The 19507-nt window shown below is 51.1% G+C and carries 21 protein-coding genes; 13 read left to right on the top strand and 8 right to left on the bottom strand.

The features are described 5' to 3' along the window. Window positions 1-103 precede the first annotated feature (103 nt). Window positions 104-871 carry a hypothetical protein gene (locus Q4579_RS02865; protein WP_303561471.1) on the top strand — a complete coding sequence of 256 codons (768 nt, stop codon included), beginning with the start codon at window positions 104-106 and terminating at the stop codon, window positions 869-871. Window positions 872-919: 48 nt separating this feature from the next. Here the strand turns inward: Q4579_RS02865 and Q4579_RS02860 are convergent, their stop codons facing one another. Then, on the bottom strand, window positions 920-1501 hold the full coding sequence (locus Q4579_RS02860) for a TetR/AcrR family transcriptional regulator (protein WP_303561470.1): 582 nt from the start codon (window positions 1499-1501) through the stop codon (window positions 920-922). A 133-nt stretch (window positions 1502-1634) separates the two neighbouring features. On the opposite strand from Q4579_RS02860, the gene Q4579_RS02855 reads away from it, so the two are divergent. Next, the gene (locus Q4579_RS02855; protein WP_303561468.1) at window positions 1635-2675 is read left to right on the top strand and encodes an alkene reductase; all 1041 of its coding nucleotides are present in this window, start codon (window positions 1635-1637) and stop codon (window positions 2673-2675) included. 366 nt (window positions 2676-3041) lie between these two features. After that, a complete protein-coding gene (locus Q4579_RS02850) occupies window positions 3042-3680 on the top strand; it encodes a glutathione S-transferase family protein (protein WP_303561466.1) in 639 nt (212 codons plus the stop codon). Between the two features lie 53 nt (window positions 3681-3733). Here the strand turns inward: Q4579_RS02850 and Q4579_RS02845 are convergent, their stop codons facing one another. Next, entirely contained in the window at window positions 3734-4462 is a 729-nt protein-coding gene (locus tag Q4579_RS02845; protein WP_303561464.1) for an SDR family NAD(P)-dependent oxidoreductase, read from the bottom strand. A 118-nt stretch (window positions 4463-4580) separates the two neighbouring features. On the opposite strand from Q4579_RS02845, the gene Q4579_RS02840 reads away from it, so the two are divergent. The 5 genes from Q4579_RS02840 (at window position 4581) to Q4579_RS02820 (ending at window position 9072) form a co-directional block, all read left to right on the top strand. Then, window positions 4581-5492 carry a LysR family transcriptional regulator gene (locus Q4579_RS02840; protein WP_303561463.1) on the top strand — a complete coding sequence of 304 codons (912 nt, stop codon included), beginning with the start codon at window positions 4581-4583 and terminating at the stop codon, window positions 5490-5492. A 113-nt stretch (window positions 5493-5605) separates the two neighbouring features. After that, window positions 5606-5968: a GFA family protein gene (locus Q4579_RS02835; protein WP_303561461.1), complete on the top strand. Its 363-nt coding sequence runs from the start codon at window positions 5606-5608 to the stop codon at window positions 5966-5968. A 202-nt stretch (window positions 5969-6170) separates the two neighbouring features. Next, the gene (locus Q4579_RS02830) at window positions 6171-6764 is read left to right on the top strand and encodes a glutathione S-transferase family protein (RefSeq protein WP_303561460.1); all 594 of its coding nucleotides are present in this window, start codon (window positions 6171-6173) and stop codon (window positions 6762-6764) included. A 171-nt stretch (window positions 6765-6935) separates the two neighbouring features. Then, a complete protein-coding gene (locus Q4579_RS02825; RefSeq protein ID WP_303561457.1) occupies window positions 6936-7709 on the top strand; it encodes a sulfite exporter TauE/SafE family protein in 774 nt (257 codons plus the stop codon). A 151-nt stretch (window positions 7710-7860) separates the two neighbouring features. Continuing rightward, window positions 7861-9072 carry a winged helix-turn-helix domain-containing protein gene (locus Q4579_RS02820; protein ID WP_303561456.1) on the top strand — a complete coding sequence of 404 codons (1212 nt, stop codon included), beginning with the start codon at window positions 7861-7863 and terminating at the stop codon, window positions 9070-9072. Window positions 9073-9133: 61 nt separating this feature from the next. On the opposite strand, the gene Q4579_RS02815 is transcribed toward Q4579_RS02820, so the two are convergent. The 4 genes from Q4579_RS02815 to Q4579_RS02800 all read right to left on the bottom strand — a co-directional run bounded on the left by Q4579_RS02815 (window position 9134) and on the right by Q4579_RS02800 (window position 12254). Then, window positions 9134-9805 (bottom strand): epoxyqueuosine reductase QueH, encoded by a 672-nt coding sequence (locus Q4579_RS02815; protein ID WP_303561454.1) that lies wholly within the window; start codon window positions 9803-9805, stop codon window positions 9134-9136. A 113-nt stretch (window positions 9806-9918) separates the two neighbouring features. Beyond that, the gene (locus tag Q4579_RS02810; protein WP_303561452.1) at window positions 9919-10251 is read right to left on the bottom strand and encodes a PBPRA1643 family SWIM/SEC-C metal-binding motif protein; all 333 of its coding nucleotides are present in this window, start codon (window positions 10249-10251) and stop codon (window positions 9919-9921) included. 146 nt (window positions 10252-10397) lie between these two features. After that, window positions 10398-11096 carry a 7-cyano-7-deazaguanine synthase QueC gene (queC, locus tag Q4579_RS02805; RefSeq protein WP_303561451.1) on the bottom strand — a complete coding sequence of 233 codons (699 nt, stop codon included), beginning with the start codon at window positions 11094-11096 and terminating at the stop codon, window positions 10398-10400. 54 nt (window positions 11097-11150) lie between these two features. After that, a complete protein-coding gene (locus Q4579_RS02800) occupies window positions 11151-12254 on the bottom strand; it encodes a PLP-dependent cysteine synthase family protein (protein WP_303561449.1) in 1104 nt (367 codons plus the stop codon). 115 nt (window positions 12255-12369) lie between these two features. Between Q4579_RS02800 and Q4579_RS02795 the strand changes: the two genes are divergently transcribed. From Q4579_RS02795 to Q4579_RS02785, 3 genes are all read left to right on the top strand, one after another. Then, window positions 12370-12849, top strand: a complete 480-nt coding sequence (locus tag Q4579_RS02795; protein ID WP_303561447.1) for an Lrp/AsnC family transcriptional regulator — start codon at window positions 12370-12372, stop codon at window positions 12847-12849. 254 nt (window positions 12850-13103) lie between these two features. After that, the gene (locus Q4579_RS02790; RefSeq protein ID WP_303561445.1) at window positions 13104-14849 is read left to right on the top strand and encodes an ABC transporter transmembrane domain-containing protein; all 1746 of its coding nucleotides are present in this window, start codon (window positions 13104-13106) and stop codon (window positions 14847-14849) included. Then, window positions 14846-16630, top strand: coding sequence for a SmdB family multidrug efflux ABC transporter permease/ATP-binding protein (locus Q4579_RS02785; RefSeq protein ID WP_303561443.1), 1785 nt, complete (start codon window positions 14846-14848; stop codon window positions 16628-16630). Before Q4579_RS02790 ends, Q4579_RS02785 begins: the two co-directional genes overlap by 4 nt. Window positions 16631-16737: 107 nt before the next feature. On the opposite strand, the gene tesB is transcribed toward Q4579_RS02785, so the two are convergent. Continuing rightward, the gene (gene tesB, locus Q4579_RS02780) at window positions 16738-17601 is read right to left on the bottom strand and encodes an acyl-CoA thioesterase II (protein ID WP_303561441.1); all 864 of its coding nucleotides are present in this window, start codon (window positions 17599-17601) and stop codon (window positions 16738-16740) included. 122 nt (window positions 17602-17723) lie between these two features. Here tesB and Q4579_RS02775 point away from each other — a divergent pair, with 122 nt between their 5' ends. Continuing rightward, on the top strand, window positions 17724-18146 hold the full coding sequence (locus tag Q4579_RS02775) for a YbaY family lipoprotein (protein WP_303561440.1): 423 nt from the start codon (window positions 17724-17726) through the stop codon (window positions 18144-18146). 123 nt (window positions 18147-18269) lie between these two features. Here Q4579_RS02775 and Q4579_RS02770 read toward each other — a convergent pair whose 3' ends face one another. After that, on the bottom strand, window positions 18270-18584 hold the full coding sequence (locus Q4579_RS02770; RefSeq protein ID WP_211645876.1) for an MGMT family protein: 315 nt from the start codon (window positions 18582-18584) through the stop codon (window positions 18270-18272). A gap of 111 nt (window positions 18585-18695) precedes the next feature. Between Q4579_RS02770 and Q4579_RS02765 the strand changes: the two genes are divergently transcribed. Next, on the top strand, window positions 18696-19427 hold the full coding sequence (locus Q4579_RS02765; protein WP_303561438.1) for a hypothetical protein: 732 nt from the start codon (window positions 18696-18698) through the stop codon (window positions 19425-19427). Window positions 19428-19507 lie beyond the last annotated feature (80 nt).

Below are 19507 nucleotides of genomic sequence, written 5' to 3'. Positions count from 1 at the left end.
TGATTCACTGATTCACTGATTGTTGAACTCAACCTGAAACGGAAGGCACAGCCTTCCGTTTTTTGTTTGAACCCGCAAGTTTTCATCAAATGAAAAATATAAAGTGAAACGCCCAAAAAGTTTATTTATCATTATTCAATCAAGTGACTTTTTCAACATACACATTACTATCGCCTTGACTGGACTTTTTATGGACAAGATCAACATGAGTCAATATACACCAATTCCCTTTAAACCCTTATGGAATGACTTTTGGGTTTTTTCTCTGTATGGATTTATCGCTTCCTTTTTTATGGCACTTTATGTTGAAAATAATGCCTCGTTAGAGAATATCGAATCGATTGTTTTCGAGCCTTTTTCTGTCAGAACATTTTTTATGATTTCAACCTCTGGATTTTTGCTGGTTGCGATAAGAGCGATGATGTTAGGCATGGATGCAGACAGGGCGTCGAAGTGTTGCCTGATGCGGAAGTTTTTTGTGCCAATCAGCGAGGTCGGTCTATCGGCTGGCTTTATCATCATGGGCATGTCTGTCGGGATCATGACTTACTTTTTTACCTTGGGTGCGGCTGTTGAAGGTGCCTGGGATTTATCTGTGGTGAACCTGAAAGTGTTTTTACTGGTTGCGTTTATCATTATCCCTGTTTACTGGTTTCAAAGAAAAGTTTTTGCCGTGGCACGATCAGAAACGCTCTGGCTGACTGTTATCATCGTTTTTTACATGTTGACGATGTATTTATTATTGTGGCTGGTTGATCCGCAACAGTTTTGGATCGTCTCCATTTTTACGGGAGTGATTCTCGCCTCTGCCTGGCTGGGCGTGAAATATCTGTCCAAACGAAAAAAAGCGCAACCCATTCGGAATGGATGAGATGGGTTTAAATAGACTTAGATGACCCATGAGTTCCCAGGGAATCTTTCAGGTTCCCTGAATATGCTGCATCAGTTCTGCACTTAATTCACGCAGTTCTCCCGGTTCAGGTTGTGTGTGTGAATAAGCCCGGATGCCGTAAATTCCCATGACCAGATATCGGGCAAGTGCTTTTGCACTGCGATGGGTTGAGAGCTCGCCGTTTTGTTGGGCATGTTCAAATTTACAGGCGAACAGTTGTTCCCAGTCTTTCAGTTTATGACTGATCAGACGTTCAATCTCTTTATCGTCCTGCGCCAGTTCACTGAGCGCTTTTTGCAACAGGCAATCTTTGATGTTCTCCTGTTCGCATTCGGCCACCATCTGATCCAGATAGGCCGCAACGCCAGCCATGATTGAGGGTTGACTGTCAAATAACTGCACAAAAGCTTTGTCCCGTTCGGCCTGATAGTGCTCCAGTGCTTCGACCAGCAAACCTCGTTTGTTGGTAAATGCACAATAAATGGAACCTGGATGCAACCCGGTCGCCTGTTTCAGGTCCTGCATGCTGGTTTTGCTGTAGCCCTTGGCAATAAAGGCATCCATCGCGGAACGTAACACCATTTCACGGTCAAATTCGGCACTGCGCATCGATTCTCTCTTATCCGTAAAGTTCGCAGGGATTTTAACTGATCTTGAACAACCATTCAAAAAATACTTGAACGCCCATTCAAGATCGTCTAACTTGAATGGGCGTTCAAGAACTATAGACACGGTGTACCTTATGGAAAACTTATTTCAATCCATTGATCTGAATGATTCGATCTCACTGAAAAACCGGATCCTGATGGCGCCACTGACCCGGTGTATGGCCGATGATGCGCTGGTCCCAACTCAGGCGATGGTGGATTACTATGCCCGTCGTGCTGATATTGGCCTGATTATCACAGAGGCAACCATTATTCGGCCGGACGGTCAGGGCTACCCGAATACCCCGGGACTCTACACACCGGCACAAATTGCGGGCTGGCGGAAAGTGACCGACAAAGTCCATGAAAATGGCGGGAAAATCTTTGCTCAGCTCTGGCATACCGGCCGGGTCGCGCATCCGCACTTCTTTGGCGGCGAGTTCGTGCTGGCCCCTTCAGCACTCGGCGTTGAAGGGACAGTACCTCGTATGCGTGAACTGAGCTACGTGGTTCCGAAGGCAACGACGAAAGAAGAAATTGAAGAGCTGGTTGCAGATTACGCTCAGGCGGCGATTAATGCGCTGGAAGCGGGGTTTGACGGCGTTGAAATTCATGGCGCGAACGGCTATCTGATCGACCAGTTCCTGCATTTCAGCAGCAATATTCGCGAAGATGAGTTTGGTGGCAACGCGGAAAATATGGCCCGCTTCCCGCTGGCCGTTGTGGATGCTGTGGTGAATGCGATTGGTGCCGATCGAACTGCGCTTCGTTTGTCCCCGGGTGCTTACTTCAACATCACACCGGATGCGCGCGACCGGGAGGTGTTTGATTACCTGCTGGCTGAGCTTGAATCCCGCCGTCTGGCCTTCCTGCATGTTGGTATTTTTGATGACCAGATGTCGTTTGATTATCTGGGCGGCACGGCTTCTGAATATATGCGCGCTCACTACAGTCAGACGCTGGTTGGTGTCGGCGGCTTTACACCGGAAACTGGCAGTCAGGCGCTTGCGGAAGGGAAGTTTGATTTGCTGGCGATTGGTCGCCCGCTCATTGCCAACCCGGATTACGTTGCCAAAGTCAAAGCGGGTGAGTCGCTGGTTGAGTATTCCGACACCATGCTGGCTGAACTGATTTAAACGAATTATCCACTGCCTGATTGGATGCGGAAGGTCTTTCCTGACCTTCCGCTTTTTTGGTTGAGGGGTCATACCAATCGCAGTAAATAACTGGTCATCCTAGCTTGCTAAAATGTTCGATAACTGCGTTAGATTTTTTGATTGTAGAATCACTACTTATCTAAAAAATCCGCCTTGTTCTCGAACATTTTTCCGGCGCTACTTCTGATCATTGACTGACTTTGATTGGTATCAGTTTGGTCATCCTCACCTTGCATCAGCAGCGCTGGTTGACCACATTATCTAAAGCTTTTCATGTGGGTTGTTCTGTCGTGCATGAGTTGCCATCACGAATTCATCTTGAATGAAAACCAGAAGGGAGGCTTTATGGCTGAACTGATTCTCACCACCTTCGATTGGGTCCCAGAATTCCCCCGGGGATATGTACGGGATGTCAGGATACGTTGGGCACTGGAAGAAGCTGCGCTACCTTACCGGGTTGAAACCGTGCCTTTTCAGGACAGAAATGCTGCGCATTTTCAGCATCAGCCTTTTGGACAGGTGCCCTGGCTGAAAGACGGCGAACTGTCTGTGTTTGAAAGTGGCGCGATCCTGCTTCATTTAGGTGAGCAAAGCGAGGCACTGATGTCCCGGGAACCGCGGTATCGCAGTGAAACCATTCAATGGCTGTTTGCCGGTCTGAATTCCGTCGAGATGGCAGTGTTGCCATGGTTTATTGTCCGGTTCTCCGGGGAGCGTCAGGATACGCCGGGAAGCATGGCACTGAACCAGTTTTTAGAGGCTCGTCTCAGCCATATGGAAACGGTTTTAACGTCCCGTGAATGGCTGGCCGGACGCTTCTCGATTGCCGATATCGTGATGTCTGATGCCTTGCGTCTGGTTGGACGATTTGATGCACTGGCGGACTATCCTGCCTGTCAGGCTTATATGGAACGTGCGACGACAAGAGCGGCTTTCCAGAAAGCTTACGCGGATCAACTGGCACATTTTGCGGCTGCGGACTGAACACAGATGTGTATCGCCCTTCAGCGCAGGTACTGAAGGGCTGATGTTTGTATTTACAGGCCGTAACCGCCATTGACCTCAAGGACTGCGTTTCGCATCGCCAGTGACTGATCCGACAGTAAGAATGAAATCGCACCGATTTGATCGGCCGGGGTTAAGACTTTTCCGAAGGCTGTCTCGTTCAGGGAATCAAACAGGGCGTGCTGCTGGGCCGTTGTCATTCCGGCTTTGGCCTGAATTTCTGTTGCAGTCACGCCGGGCCGTATTGAATTCAGGCGAATGCCATCGGCGGCGAACTCAAGGTTTGCAACACGGACAATGGCTTCAACAGCAGCTTTGCTGGCTGAGTATGCGGCACTGTTTTCAAAGGCATGCGTGACAACAATGCTGGAGACAAACACAACACTGGACGGATTGTTCAGCAGCGGATGCAGGTGTTGCAGCGTGATGAGGGGGCCTTTGGTATTGATGTTCATCGTTTGGTCGAAATCAGCCTCAGAGGACTGCAGAATCGGCGCCGGATAGAACACGCCAGCATTGAGCACTAAGCCATCCAGTTGAATCTTATCTTGTTTCAGAGCTTCGGCGAGCTTTGCGATTTGTGCTGCATTGGTGTTGTCGGCGACATAACCCGTGCAGCCCAGCGCGGCAGTTACCCGAGTGAGTTTGTCCTGATCGCGGCCTGTGATGATTACTTGGTTGCCGGTATTGATCAGGTGTTCAGCCAAAGCTTTTCCAATGCCTGCGGTGCCACCGGTGATCAGAATTGTTTTTCCTTGCATGATGTTGCTCCTGCCTCTGTATATAGGTTTGTGAGATACAAAGAGCGTATCAAGTTGCATGGTTTCCGATAAGGCACCAATATAGATACAAATTGGTTCTCTTCTGGAAACAAGCGACATGGATGATTCTTATCTCAACTTACCTTTGCTGCATGTCTTTCACCGGGTTGCTGAGTGCGGCAGCTTTCAGGCGGCAGCGAATACGCTGAATTTACCCCGTTCATCCGTTAGTAAAAAAATCAGACAGCTGGAAACTTTTGTCGGCCAGCCTTTGCTGCATCGTTCAACGCGGCAATTGCATCTGACGGATGTCGGACGGAATTTATTACATGGCACAGGGGATCTCCGGGCTGTGTTGTCGAATCTGCATGGCATTCTGGATGAAACACAGGGTGTTCCGAAAGGACGGGTGAAAATGAGCGCCAGTATCCTGATGGGACAGTGTTTTCTGGTTCCCTTGCTGAAAAAGCTGCGCCAGGTGTATCCTGAGATCCTGATTGAACTGAGTCTGGATGATCGGACCGTTGATTTGCTGGACGAGAAGATTGATATCGCCATTCGGATCGGCCAACTGCCGGATTCTTCATTGATTGCCCGCAAAATCGGGGAAAAGCGCTGGGGCTGGTTTGCATCTGCACGCTATCTCTCGGATCGGGGGGCGCCTGCAACGCCGCAGGAATTGGAACAGCATGACTGTTTGGTGTTCGGCAATGCGGGCAGTACATTTAATTTCTGGCCGTTTCAGGATGCCAGTGGCCAGACAGAGACTATCGAAGTGACGCCTGTGATTCAAACCGACAACAGCCGGGCGCTGGTGGATATGGCCTGCGACGGGCTGGGCATCGTGATGGTCGATCCCTGGTTCGTGCAAAAGGAATGCAGCGCTGGCTTGCTGACGCCCGTGCTGACCGAGTGGCGGCATCCGGACCGGAGCCCGATTCATCTGGTTTGTGTCGGGGAGCGCACCAGAGCGTCCGAGGCCGTCTGGCAGTTTTTGCTGGCGCATTGGGCGCAATCTCCCTCAATTTAACAGGCCACGAAAGGGAAGCTTGATGCTGCTGTGCCGTCACGACTGCGTGTACATTCAGCCCAGACTGAGCTTCAGTTCAAGCGTCATCTTTGAATCAGAAATGGAGTTTCGTGATGTATACAGGCCAATGCCATTGCGGCAATGTGAAATTAACGATTGCTCGCCTGACTGAAACCGCGACCCGCTGTAATTGCTCGTTGTGCAGCCGATATTCGGCGTTGTGGGGCTATCTGACGGAATCTGAAGTGGATATCAGCGTTGGCCGTCATGGCACACAGCAATATTCGCATGGCGACAAGTGTATTGATTTTCATCGTTGCGGGCATTGTGGTTGTATCACGCATTATTCAACGACGGCAAAAGTCGAAAGTGATCGTCTGGCGGTCAATTACAACCTGTTTTCCCCAACAGAGATTGCTTCGGTGCGGGTGCGTCTGTTCGATGGCGCAGAGACCTGGCAGTTCATCAACGAATAATACCAATCAAAGTAAGTAAATGATCAGAAATAGCGCCGGAAAAATGTTTGAGAACAAGGCGGATTTTTAGATAAGTAGTTATTCTAAAATCAAAAAATCTAACGAAGTTATCGAATATTTTAGCAAGCTAGGATGACCAGTTATTTACTGCGATTGGTATAACACCTCGCGGTGTTGGCCGAACGGCCTAATGGAGACTCACATGGATGTTCTGCTCTATGCTGCCGAAGGCTCAAACAGTGCCGCGCGTGTGGAATGGGTGTTGAATTTTAAACGTGTTGTGTATACCCGGGTTGAAGTGGATAACAGCCAGCTGAAAACGGATTATCTGACCGTGAACCCTTTGGGACTGGTGCCCTGTTTGTCGGTAGACGGATACCGAATTGCGGAATCCATGGCGATCATTGAATGTCTGGAGGAGCTGTTTCCGGTGCCCGGAGTACTGGGAAAAACACCTTTCGAACGTGCGGCGATCCGTGAAGTCTGCGAATACGTGAATGCCAGTATTCATACGCCTCAGAATCGAACGGTTTTAAAAGCGCTCCGGCCCGAATTAACGGTGTCGGCAAAACGCGAACTGCGCGGACAATGGATCACTTCGGGTTTAGAGAGGCTGTCGACAAGGCTTTGTCTTCGGTCAGGGTTCGCGGTTGGGGAGCACTTCTCTGCGGCAGATATTTTCGTCGCCTGTATCTATCAGAAAGCAAAACAGCATGGTGCGGATACAATGCCGTTTTATGAAGCGCATTCAGCCCTGCTGCGCCAGCATCCTGAGGTTGCCCGAGCCGAACCCTGATTTCAGCGACGTAGAGTCGTGCCTGGGAGGGACGGCTGGCAAAGTGAAGGAAAACTGAAATAAATCTGACATCTTATCGCTGTACATTGCCTGCTTTATTATTGAATTATGTTGCATAAAATGCTTCAGGGTTTCAAAAGAAGCATTGATAAAACAAGGATGTACAATGCTATGAGTCAGGAAATCATCGTTGGCTTACTGGGCATCGTCACGGGGTGTTTATCCGGTCTGCTGGGAATTGGTGGTGGTATTTTACTGGCGCCATTGTTGTTGATTTGTCTGCCATGGTTCAGTGGCAGTGCATTACCCATCGTCACGATCACAGGGCTTACAGTGGCACAGAGCTTTTTTGGTGCCGCCAGTGCATTATTTCATCACGCCAGATCTCAGCAACGCGATCATCAACTGGTTTATTATTTTGGCATTCCTATGGGCTGCGCCAGCCTGCTGGCCTCTCTGTTTACGGTGCATTTATCGGCGCAGGTCGTTTTAGTGACTTTTGCGTTGCTTGCCATCAGCTCCGTCCTGATTTCAGTTTCCGGCCCTGGATTCTGGCGAAAATGGTTGGGCGATAATGATCAGCGTCATTGGCTGTTGCCCGTGTTGGGCGTGATACTCGGGCTCACCTGTGGTGCTGTCGGGCAAGGGGGCGGCTTCATCTATTTGCCCGTCATGATTGCGTTGTTTGGCTGCAGTCCAAAGCTGGCCATTGCCACCGCCCCCGTGATTGGTTTGATTGCTGCCTCGGGATTATTTGTCGGTCGTATTGCTTCGGGGACCCTGGACTGGACCCTGTGTGGTGCCCTGGTTATCGGGATATTCATCGGAGCAAAAGTCGGCAGTGTGCTGTATTTTCGGTTCAATGACCGTTTGTTGGCATATTGCATTCATGGCTTCGTGCTGTTGAGTTCAATCAAAATCATTACGATGGCAGTGAATCTGTAAAGTGAACGCTGGATTGAAAATACGGGTGATGATTCTGTGTTCCTTTGCATGCCTCACGGTGAACAGGCAAGATGCACTTCATACCCGGCGTGTTACATTAAAGTCATCGGTATACGACGGTACATGAAGACATCAGGGAAGTAGGATGGTGATGGAAGTCAAAAGCAAACAGGATATTGTACGATTACGCCGGCTGGCACTGGCTGCGCAGGGGTTGTCACAGGTAAAGCCCTATGGCACCGGATTGGCCGGGGCCAGAAAAGCCATTGAACATCTGGGTTATGTTCAGATTGATACCATTGCCGTGGTCGAGCGGGCTCACCATCACGTCATTCATTCCAGAGTGCCGCAGTTCAAACCCGAGATGACCAACCAGCTCCTGCTAAATGGTGACATTTTTGAATACTGGGCGCACGCAGCAGCGTTTCTTCCCATGGCTGATTTTCGCTTTTCCTTACCTTACAAACAGGCCATCAAAAGTGGACAGACCCAATGGTATCGGGAACGGGATCAGAAATTGATGGGAGAGTTGCTGGCCCGTATCCGTTCCGATGGTCCGCTTCGGTCCAGAGATATTGAAACGAAAGCGAAAAAGCGGGCAGGCTGGTGGGACTGGAAACCCGCCAAAAAAGCGCTTGAGCAGCTGTATATGGAAGGAGACCTGATGGTCAGCAGTCGCGAAGGCTTTCAGAAAACCTATGATTTAACCGAGCGGGTATTGCCTTCCCATGTGAACACTCAAATGCCGGATATGGCGGAATTCGCAGCGCATTTGCTGGACCGTCAACTGCGTGGTCATGGGTTGATGTCGATGAAGGGGCTGACATATCTGCGCCGCAGCACCGACCTGCGCAAAGCGGTGAAAGACTTAGTGCAGGAAAAGCTGGCGATGGGCGAGCTGGAACAAGTGAAAGTCAGCAGCGGAGAAGTCTTTGTGATGGACGCCGGGGCACTGGAGCGCCCGGTTCCCCGGCTGAATCAGCGGATGCTGATCCTGTCGCCGTTCGACAATGCCGTGATTCAGCGGGATCGGCTCAAATCGCTGTTTGACTATGATTATCAGATTGAATGTTATGTGCCTGAGGCCAAACGTCAGTTTGGCTACTTTTGTCTGCCTTTACTGTACCGGGGCGCTTTTGTCGGCCGCATCGACTGCAAAGCACACCGAAGCATCCGCCATCTGGAAGTGAAAGCTTTGCATCTGGAACAACACAAGATAGATGAAGCGCAACTCATCACTGCATTCGTAGCGGCCATTCTCCCTTTCAGTCAGTTTCAGGCATGCGATTCCGTCTCGCTCACCGCAGCGTATCCGGCGCATCTGACGCAACGTTTTCAGGCCGCGCTGAAACCGCTGGGTTGATTGGTGATCATCTCTGTCCACAAAAGAGGTCGATGCAGGGACACGGCATCGACCTTTTTCATCATGATTTCATGGTCTGCGAATCTTCATCGCCGTAGTACTGGACCCCAATCTCTATACGAGGCCTGTCGTTTTCGACCCGCCAGCGATTGGTGTCTCGCAGTGAATAGATGCATCCACAATACTCTTGCTGATAAAAACGCTCTCGCTTGGCAAGCTCGACCATGCGACTGGCTCCGCCCTGCTTGCGCCAGTTGAACGTCCAGTATTCCAGACTTTCGTAGCGTGATGCAGCCCGCGTCCCACAATCATTGATTTGTTCCATATTTTTCCAACGGGAAATTCCTAAACAACTCGTAAAGGTTTTGAATCCATGTTCGTGGGCATAGAGTGCGGTACGTTCAAATCGCATATCAAAACATTCGGTACAGCGAATCCCACGCTCAGGTTCCCATTCCATCCCTTTTACGCGATCAAACCAGTTTTTTGCATCATAGTCAGCATCCACAAAAGGGATCCCCAACTTCTGAGCAAAACGAATATTTTCTTCTTTGCGGATTAAATATTCCTTCTCTGGATGAATGTTCGGGTTATAGAAGAAGACGGTTAAATCAATCCCTGCATTGACCAGTCGTTCCATGACATCGCCTGCGCAGGGGGCGCAACAGGAATGAAGCAAGACTGTGCCAGCCTCATTGGGTGATTCCAGTACAATACTTTGTTTATTCGACATCATCGTCCGACCACAGCGTTCAAAATAGGCTGAGTCTATCAACTTGTGGACGGTATATTCAACCAGTTACATTTATTTGCTGGTGTCGTTTTCGATTGAACCAATCGGTTGATTTAGCCACAACACTTTTTGAATTTCTTGCCACTGCCGCAGGAGCACGGGTCATTGCGGTTCGGCGTTTTTTCAAACGTGATGGTTTTGGGTTTGTTCAGCAGGGTGTCCAGCGCCAGGGTGTTTTCTTCCTGAGCGGCGTCTACGATAACGTCGGCGATAATACCGTGCTCGGCTACCAGCGCTTCAATGTCTGCTTTGCGTGCGTCCGTTTGGACGACAACAGAAATCGGGGATTCTTCGGTACCGGCTTTAACGTCACGATTCACGTTGTAGCCAGACTGCACATGGTTTTGCATCACATCGATGCGGCCTTTGAAAAAAAATTTAGACATCGGAGACTCTTTTTCGTGGTTCGGGCAAATTCAGGGCGGGGATTGTAGCTCGGAAAGCGGGATTCACAAAGCAGTCATACAGGGCAGCAAAGAAAGCGTGTGCCGCCCTGCATGACGAGATTCATCGGGTTGTTTCAGACGGACTGTCAGGCCTGATTGGCTGCCTGTTTGTCGGTCAGGGATTTCATGACGCTGTCTTGATCGTTCAGGAAAGATGCCAGTCCTTCACGGCGCAGATCGCAAGACGGGCAGTCACCGCAGCCGTCACCAATCACACCGTTATAGCAGGTCAGGGTGTGATTGCGGATGTAGTCCAACTGATTGTGCTGGTCGGCCAGCGCCCAGGTTTCCGCTTTGTTGAGCCACATCAGTGGTGTTTCAATGCGCAGCGGGCGGTCCATTCCCAGCACCAGAGACTGGTTCAGCGATTTCACGAAGGCATCGCGGCAATCCGGATAACCGGAGAAGTCGGTTTCGCACACGCCGGTGATGACGGCCTCAGCACCAATCTGATACGCGTAAATCCCTGCCAGTGTCAGGAACAGGATATTCCGGCCCGGAACAAAAGAATTTGGCAGCCCGTTTTCTTGCAGTTCATGTGACACCGGAATGTTATCGCGAGTCAGTGAGCTGATTGCCAGCTCATTCAGCAGGCCGACATCCATTACTTTGTGCGCGGCAACGCCTAAGTCTTTACAAATGGCTTCGGCGATTTCGATTTCCAGTTGATGACGCTGGCCATAATCAAAGGTGATGCAATGCACTTCATCATACTGAGCCATAGCCTGAATCAGGCAGGTTGTTGAGTCCTGTCCGCCACTGAAAACGACGACTGCTTTACGCATCATGCTGCTCCGGATAAATTGAACGATTGAGTGGGGCACATCCTACCCCGAGAGTCAGGATATGCCAAGTTGCAGGCGTTGCCACTCAGACCAGCTCAGAATGCCGGTTTGCTCAAATGCCGACAACTGATCCAGATAAGGCTGGATATCCCCGATATTTTGTTCAATCCAGTCGGTATCGAAGTAGGTTTCCAGATAGCGTTCGCCACTGTCGCACAACAGGGTGACAATCGAACCGGTTTCGCCCCGGGCTTTCATTTCACTGGCCAGTTGCAGCGCACCATAAAGATTGGTGCCCGTGGAGGCGCCAGCTTTGCGGCCCAGCAGGGTTTCCAGCCAGTGGACGGTGGCGATACTGGCTGCATCCGGCACGGTTCTCATTTCATCAATCACGTCCGGAATGAAGCTCGGCTCAACCCGCGGGCGGCCAATCCCTTCGATTCGGCTGCCCCGACTGCCTTTCAGGGCCAGATCGCGGGTGTTGTAATAATCGTGGAAGACGGAGTGTTCTGGATCGACCACACACAGCTGGGTTTCATGCATCTGGTAACGGATATAACGGCCAATTGTGGCTGAAGTACCGCCGGTACCGGCGCTCATCACCACCCATTTCGGAATCGGATGTTCTTCCAGTTTCATCTGTTCAAAAATACTGTTGGCGATGTTGTTGTTCCCGCGCCAGTCGGTGGCACGCTCGGCGTAAGTGAACTGATCCATATAGTGGCCGTTCAGTGATTCAGCCAGACGATGGGATTCCTCGTACAACAGGCAAGGGTCGTCCACAAAGTGAGCCTGGCCGCCGTAGAATTCGATCTGCTCAATTTTCTTTCGTGCGGTATGGCGCGGAACAACCGCAATAAAGGGCAGGCCAAGCAAGCGGGCAAAATAGGCTTCAGAAACGGCCGTACTGCCCGAAGACGATTCAATAATCGTGGTGTTCTCGCCAATCCAGCCATTGCACAGGCCATACAGAAACAGGGAGCGGGCCAGACGATGCTTCAGGCTGCCGGTCGGATGGGTACTTTCATCTTTCAGATAAATGTCGATGCCGTCCAGCACCGGGATATCCAGTTTGATGAGATGTGTATCGGCCGAGCGTTGAAAATCGGCTTCAATTTTTCGGATAGCCTGGTTAACCCAGCGGGGATCATGGCGCATGGAACTTCCTTGAATGTGTTCTGTTGATGAACATAAATATGACTGAATCAGCCTGAAAATTCTTTGCTATTATTACTGTGTTTTAAGTATTTTGTAGAAAAATTTTCTTTATTGAATGAGATGGGAGAAAAATTTGGCCACGATTGATGCGACGGACAGATTGCTCTTGGATCTGCTGCAAATGGATGCCAGCCTGTCATTGAATGATCTGGCAGACGCCGTGAATCTGACGACCACACCCTGCTGGAAGCGACTGAAGCGACTGGAAGAAGCCGGGATTCTCAAACGCCGTGTTGCCCTGCTGGATCCGGTTAAACTGGGGCTGTCTTTTATTGCTTTTGTTCAGATCAAAACCAGTGATCACTCTCATGAATGGTATAACCGATTCGTTGTGACTGTGAGTGAATTTCCGGAAGTGATGGAATTTTACCGGATGGCCGGCGATTACGATTACATGATGAAAGTCCAGGTAGCAGATATGTCTGCCTTTGATGCTTTTTATAAGAAGCTGGTGAACAGCATCAGCGGTCTCACCAATGTGACATCGACCTTCGCCATGGAGCCCCTGAAGTATACGACGGCACTGCCGTTATAAATTGCTGCGCAACGCTGTTAAAGCACTGTATGAAAACAAATATTTCTTCACGGTGCTCATTATCAACAGCATCAACTGCTGTAATCCGTTTTCACCTGATTTATGGGTTGATGGATACCCTCTGTTTTTGCGAATATGTTGTCATATTGTCACGCAAACGTGACGTGATAATTTCTCTCCCCGATCTCCAACGTGATTGATCTCTCGCTTCGTGCCCGCAATGCGGGTACAGGCCATGTTTTGCTGGAGGAAAAATGCAGGTTTTTTGGCAACTCAGATGGTATTTCCGGCAAGAGTGGCGAAAGTATGGTGGTGCGATCGCCATTTTTGTTGTGATTGCGATTTTTGAATTGATTCCCCCACGCGCCGTGGGCTGGATTGTTGATGGCGTTGTCGACGGAAGTATCACCGTTCAGGCGATGCTGATGTGGCTGGTGGGTCTGGCTGCGATGTGGACCGTGGTTTATCTGCTGCGAATTGTCTGGCGTTTATGGCTGTTTGGCAGTGCGGCAAAGCTGGGCACTGTGCTTCGGGATAAGTTGTATCAGCATTTCAGCCGTCAGGCGCCTCAGTTTTTCGATCGCCATAAAACCGGCGATCTGATGGCACGTTCCACCAATGATGTGAATGCTGTGGTGATGACGGCAGGGGAAGGGGTGCTGACCGCAGCGGATTCGCTGATTACGGGTCTGGCCGTGCTGCTGATTATGACCACGCAACTAAGCTGGCAGCTGACGATTCTGGCTTTGCTGCCGATGCCAGTCATGGCGGTGCTGGTTTCCCGGTTCGGACGACAGCTGCATCACCGGTTTGGGGAATCTCAGGCGGCGTTTTCCACCCTGACGGATACCACACAGGAAGCCCTGAACGGGGTGCGGATGATTCGGGCTTTCGGGCTGGAACAACGCCAGCAGGCGGCTTTTGAGCGGGTTGTGGATCAGACTGGCGATAAAAACTTCGAAGTCGTGAAGGTTGATGCCAAGTTTGATCCCGTGATTCAGTTGACCATCGGCATGTCGTTTTTTCTCAGTGTCGGTGGCGGGGCCTATCTGATCCATACCGGTGAGTTATCGCTGGGGGATCTGACCGCATTCACGCTTTATCAGGGCTTAATGATCTGGCCGATGCTGGCTGTGGCCTGGCTGTTCAATATTCTGGAGCGAGGCTCGGCGGCGTGGAAGCGGTTGCAGGAAATCTTCAGTCAGGAACCGGCAATCGTCAGCGGTGAAACGCCTCTGCCCGGCGTACGGCAACAGCTCCGGATCGACATTGATGCCTTCCACTGGCCGCGACAGCAACAGGCGGCTTTGCAAGATATTCAGATCGACTTACCTGCTGGCCACATGCTGGGGCTGGCTGGCCCGGTTGGCTGTGGAAAATCGACGCTACTGACTTTGTTACTGCGTCAGCAGGAATTGGAACAGGGCAGAATCACCTACGGCGAAGTCGGGATCCGGGAAGCCGTGCTGGATGAATGGCGAAGCCGCTTTGCGGTGGTGAGCCAAAGCCCGTTTTTGTTTTCGCGTTCCATTGCAGAGAACATTGCGCTCGGCAAACCGGACGCCAGCATGGACGCCATACGAAACGCCGCCGCCATGGCCTGTATCGATGAAGATATTCTGCTGTTTCCTGACGGTTATGACACGCTGGTGGGCGAAAAAGGGATTACTTTATCCGGCGGCCAGAAGCAGCGGATCGCCATTGCCCGCGCCCTGTTACTGGAGGCTGAAATTCTGGTGCTGGATGATGCGCTCTCGGCGGTTGATGGAAAAACAGAGCACCGGATCCTGCACAATCTTCGCATGCAGCCGCAGCGACAAACCGTCATCGTGATTGCGCATCGCCTGACGGCACTGGAGCAGGCCGACGAAATCGTTGTGTTGCAGCATGGCGAGATTCGTGAACGCGGCATACATGGCCAGTTGCTGGAAAACGATGACTGGTATGCCGAAATGTATCGCTATCAGAAGCTGGAACAAGCCATTGAGGAGGGCAAATGAAGGAGCAGGCCGTCAACCGGGCAGTCCTGAAACGGCTGCTGAACTACGCGCTGGAAGATAAACGCAATCTGTCGGTTGCGATTGGACTTCTGCTGATTGCCTCACTGGCTGATGTCTCCGGCCCGTGGCTGATTCAGCACTTTATTGATACGAATATTACGCAGGATCGCTTTCCGGCGACGGAAGTTGCGGTTCTGGTGGCGGCTTATATCGGCCTGATGATTCTGGCCGGGCTGTTTAAGTATGCGCAGGCACTGCGTTTCAACCGGCTGGCGATTGATGTGGTGCAGAAAGTGCGCAAGCAACTGTTTCACCGGGTGATGAATCAGCCGCTGTCGGCTTTTGATTACATCCCGAGCGGCAAGCTGATTTCAAGGCTGACCAATGATACGGAATCCATCAAAGACTTTTATGTGTTTGTGATTGCGACATTCCTGAAGAACATCACCCTGATTTTGGTGATGCTGACGGTGATGACCATCATCAGCTGGCGGTTGACGCTGGTCGTTCTGGCTTTGTTGCCCATTGTGGTGGGTGTCATGGTGGTGTATCAGCGGAAAAGTGCGGGGATGTACCGCCGGATGCGGGATCTGCTGGCGGACATCAATGCTTCGATGAGTGAGTCGATTCAGGGCATGAGCCTGGTGCAACTGATGCGTCAGGAAGCGGCTTTCAAGGCCCGCTTTGCAGAACTGACGGATCAGCATCTGAAATCGCAAATCGGCGTCATGAAACTCAACAGCATGTTATTGCGCCCATTGATTGATTTACTGTCTGGCATTGCGTTGCTGACCCTGGTTGCGTTGTTCGGGTTCAGCGGCACCGAGCTGATTGGCGTGGGGGTGTTATACGCCTTTCTGAGTTATCTCGGCCGGGTGACGGAGCCGCTGATTGAGATGACGCAACAACTGTCTTTGCTGCAGCAGGCGCTGGTCGCGAGTGAGCGGATTTTTGCGCTGATTGACTCCCGGCAGCAGTGCTACGGTGAGGATACTCAATCGCTCACCACAGGCCGGATGGCCTGCCGCGATCTGAGTTTCAGCTATGACGGCAAGCAAAAGGTGCTGAATCAAATCAATCTGGAATTGCCGCATCAGGGCTTTCTGGCACTGGTGGGCCATACGGGCAGTGGTAAAAGTACGCTGGCTTCTCTGATGATGGGCTTTTATCCCAGTTCAGAAGGAAGGGTCGAGTTGGATGGCCGTCCGCTGGAAAGTCTGAGCCAGCCTGTTCTGCGTCGGGGGATTGCCATGGTACAGCAGGATCCGCATATTCTGAGTGATACCGTGCGGGAGAATGTCAGCCTTGGCCGTTCCGTCAGTGATGACGCGATCTGGCAGGCGCTGGATACAGTGGGTCTGGCGGGACAGGTGCGTTTGTATGAACAGGGGCTGGACACTTTGCTGGGCAGCGGGGAAGTGAATCTCTCAGCCGGTCAGAAGCAGTTGCTGGCACTGGCCCGGGTGCTGGTGGAGCAACCAAAGTTACTGATTCTGGATGAGGCGACCGCCAATATTGATTCCGGGACTGAACAGAAGATTCAGCATGCCTTGGCTGTACTGCGTCAGAATATGAGTATCGTGGTGATTGCACACCGTTTATCGACCATCATGGACGCCGATGAAATTGTTGTGCTGCATCATGGCGACATCATTGAACGGGGCACCCATGTCAGTTTGCTGGCGGAACGAAAACAGTACTGGCAAATGTATCAGTTGCAGCAGGCGAGTGAGCATTTACATCAACTGGAAGAAGCTTCTGCAGAAACCGTAGAAAATTGACTCTGACCTGACAAAAAAGTACCAGGCTTTCCCTATAAATGGCTCCCGTGACCCGGATAAACTGTCCGTATCACGGGAGCTTTGTTGTAAGTGAGCACTTTGCTAATTTAGTTGCGCTGACGCATCAAACCTTCCTGTACTGCGGTTGCCACCAACTCACCCTGACGATTGTAAATTTCGCCGCGTACCAGCCCGCGTGAGCCACTGGCTGACGGACTGTCGATGGCGTAGAGCAGCCAGTCGTCCATTCGGAACGGGCGGTGGAACCACATGGAATGATCGATAGTTGCGACCTGCATTTTCGGGGTCAGCAGGGTCACGCCATGGGGTTGAAGCGCAGTCACTAAGAATCCCCAGTCGGAGGCATAGGCCAACACATACTGGTGAATGCGTGGATCGTTCAACATTTCACCATTTGCTTTTATCCAAAGGTATTGTTTGGCCGCCTGTGATTGAGGACGGAGCGGATTGATGACAGTCACAGGACGAACTTCAATCGGACGGTCACGGCCAAAAGTTTCGACAAATTTACCCGGCAGCTGGTCGGCGAGTGCTTTCACATGGTCCTGCTCAGATTTGAGCGTTTCAGGTTGGGGCACATCGGCAGGCATCTGGCTCTGATGGTGAAAGCCATCTTCCAGACCTTGATAAGAAGCCGTCAGGTAAAAAATCGGGCGGCCATTCTGGATGGCCTGAACCCGGCGGGTACTGAAACTTTTACCGTCGCGGAGATTCTCAACATCGTAAATGATGGGTTTTTGCGGATCGCCCGGCAAAAGAAAATAGCTGTGGAAGGAGTGGACAAAGCGCTGTTCCGGAACCGTTTCTTTGGCTGCAGACAAGGACTGACCGATGACCTGGCCCCCATAAACCTGGGGTAAACCAAGATGTTCACTCTGGCCCCGGAACAAGCCTTGTTCCAGTTGTTCCAGGTGTAACAGATTGAGAAGTTCGTTCAGTTCTTTGCTCATTGGCGCTCCAGTTACAATGCTATCATTAATTAATTTTTTACAATCAGTTGATCAGAAACACAAGACGCAAGGTTAAGAAGCGTTAGAATCATCGACTTGCGGAGGACAATAAGGGGGCGTCTATGAAGAAAATGTTTGCAATGCTGTCAATTTTGGTGACAGCAATGGTGATTTCAGCTTGTACGAATATGATGACGAAAGAAACCGGTGTCGGAAAAGTCGAAGGCTCGCTGACCTATCGTGAGCGTATTGCACTGCCGGATGAAGCGTTGATCACCGTGACTTTATCCGATGTTTCCCTGATGGACGCACCTGCTGAAGTGATCAGCCGCCAATCTTTTCTGGCCGGTGGCAAGCAAGTCCCTTTCACGTTCACGCTTCAGTATCTGGAAGATGAAGTGAAGCCTTCACACACCTATGCGGTGAGTGCCCGGATTGAAGTGAATGGCCAGCTGATGTTTATCACAGATACAGCGAACCATGTGATTACAGACCCGGCGAAAACCACCCAACTGGATCTGATGCTGATTCGTGTTAGCCAGTAATCGCGGAAGTATTCTGAAAGCCCGGCTATCGCCGGGTTTTTTTGCATTTGGATATGATTCAGCGTTTTGTGGCTGTATCAACCACGGTCAAATACAGGATTCAAGCGCGCAGAAGTGATTGCACTATCCAACCGGAAACCCATCCCAGCGATACCGCTTCAAAGAAATTCTGCCCGTGGCAGACACCTCGATGCCATCCGCGATCAGGCTTTGCCGCTGGCGCAGGAAGTCATCTCCCTGCTGAGAGATTTTTCCCTGACTGTTGATCACCCGGAACCAGGGCAGTGTAGAGCCTTCCGGTAACTGGCCTAACAGCCGCCCGACGTGACGGGCATAACCAGGGAAACCCGCAAATCGGGCAATATCGCCATAAGTTGAGACTTTTCCGATAGGGATTTGCGCAATCTGGCTGTAGATTTGGTTTTCAAAGTCGTCCATAGTTGAGAAAAGGGTTGATTGAACAAGGCTCAGATAAGGATATCGAGCTGGTTTTGTAAAACAACCTGAAATATGGCAAATCATGGGGTTGATTTGTGCAAGGAGGTACAATTGCTGAATGCCATCACACTCACATTCATGAGTGTATTCCTGACGGTGATCGGTGTGTGCACGCTGGGCATCACAACAGACGAGCTTCCTGTGCTGGCGGTCGCCATGCCCGCACTCTGGTTGCTGCCGCAAGGCGGACTTTCCGCGGTGCTGCTGTTAGGCGGCGTGGGCCTTTATTGTGCAGTCTTGCCCCATCAGCCGCTGGCGTTATCCGTCAGCCTGCTGATGATGTTTCCTGTTTTCTCCGTCAGCTTTTCATCGAAAGCGAACTGGCAGGTTGGGGCGCTGTTGTTTGCCGTCGTGATTGCAATGGATGCCGGATTACTGGCCTTGCAGAGCGAAGGTAAACTCAGTGGCCATATGTCGGATACCTTACTGCAAGTCCTGGCCGTTGGCATGATCTGGTGCGCTGGCCGCTTCTGGCGTCCGGTGCAGGGAAATTATGGCTGGCCCTTATTATTTGCGTTGCCGCTTTGGCTGGGGGGGCTGGCTCCCTCGGCACTGATTGTGCTTTGCATCATTGGCCTGATCATGGCCTTTCAGACCTTATGCCAGATTCAGCCACAGGTTTGGGTGACCCGGCTCAGCTGGATTTTACCCGCGATAGCCTTTGCCACCGTGGTACTTTTGCCTGAGTTTGAGGTGCCTAACCCGGTACTGGTATCCTGGCTGATGGTGCTGGGCAGCGCGATTCTGGGGGAATACCTCATGGCCGAAGCAGAGGAAACCTGAGTCATAGTGCGATACTGGGTAATAATCCAGCAGTCAGCAGCAGAGTCTTTGTCTTTACCTTGCAATGACTTCGGGGTTCA

It is taken from the genome of Photobacterium sp. 1_MG-2023, from assembly GCF_030547945.1.
In the GTDB taxonomy this organism is placed as follows: domain Bacteria; phylum Pseudomonadota; class Gammaproteobacteria; order Enterobacterales; family Vibrionaceae; genus Photobacterium.
Note: the sequence above shows the minus strand (reverse complement) of the source record. Positions and strands in the feature narration are given on the sequence as shown.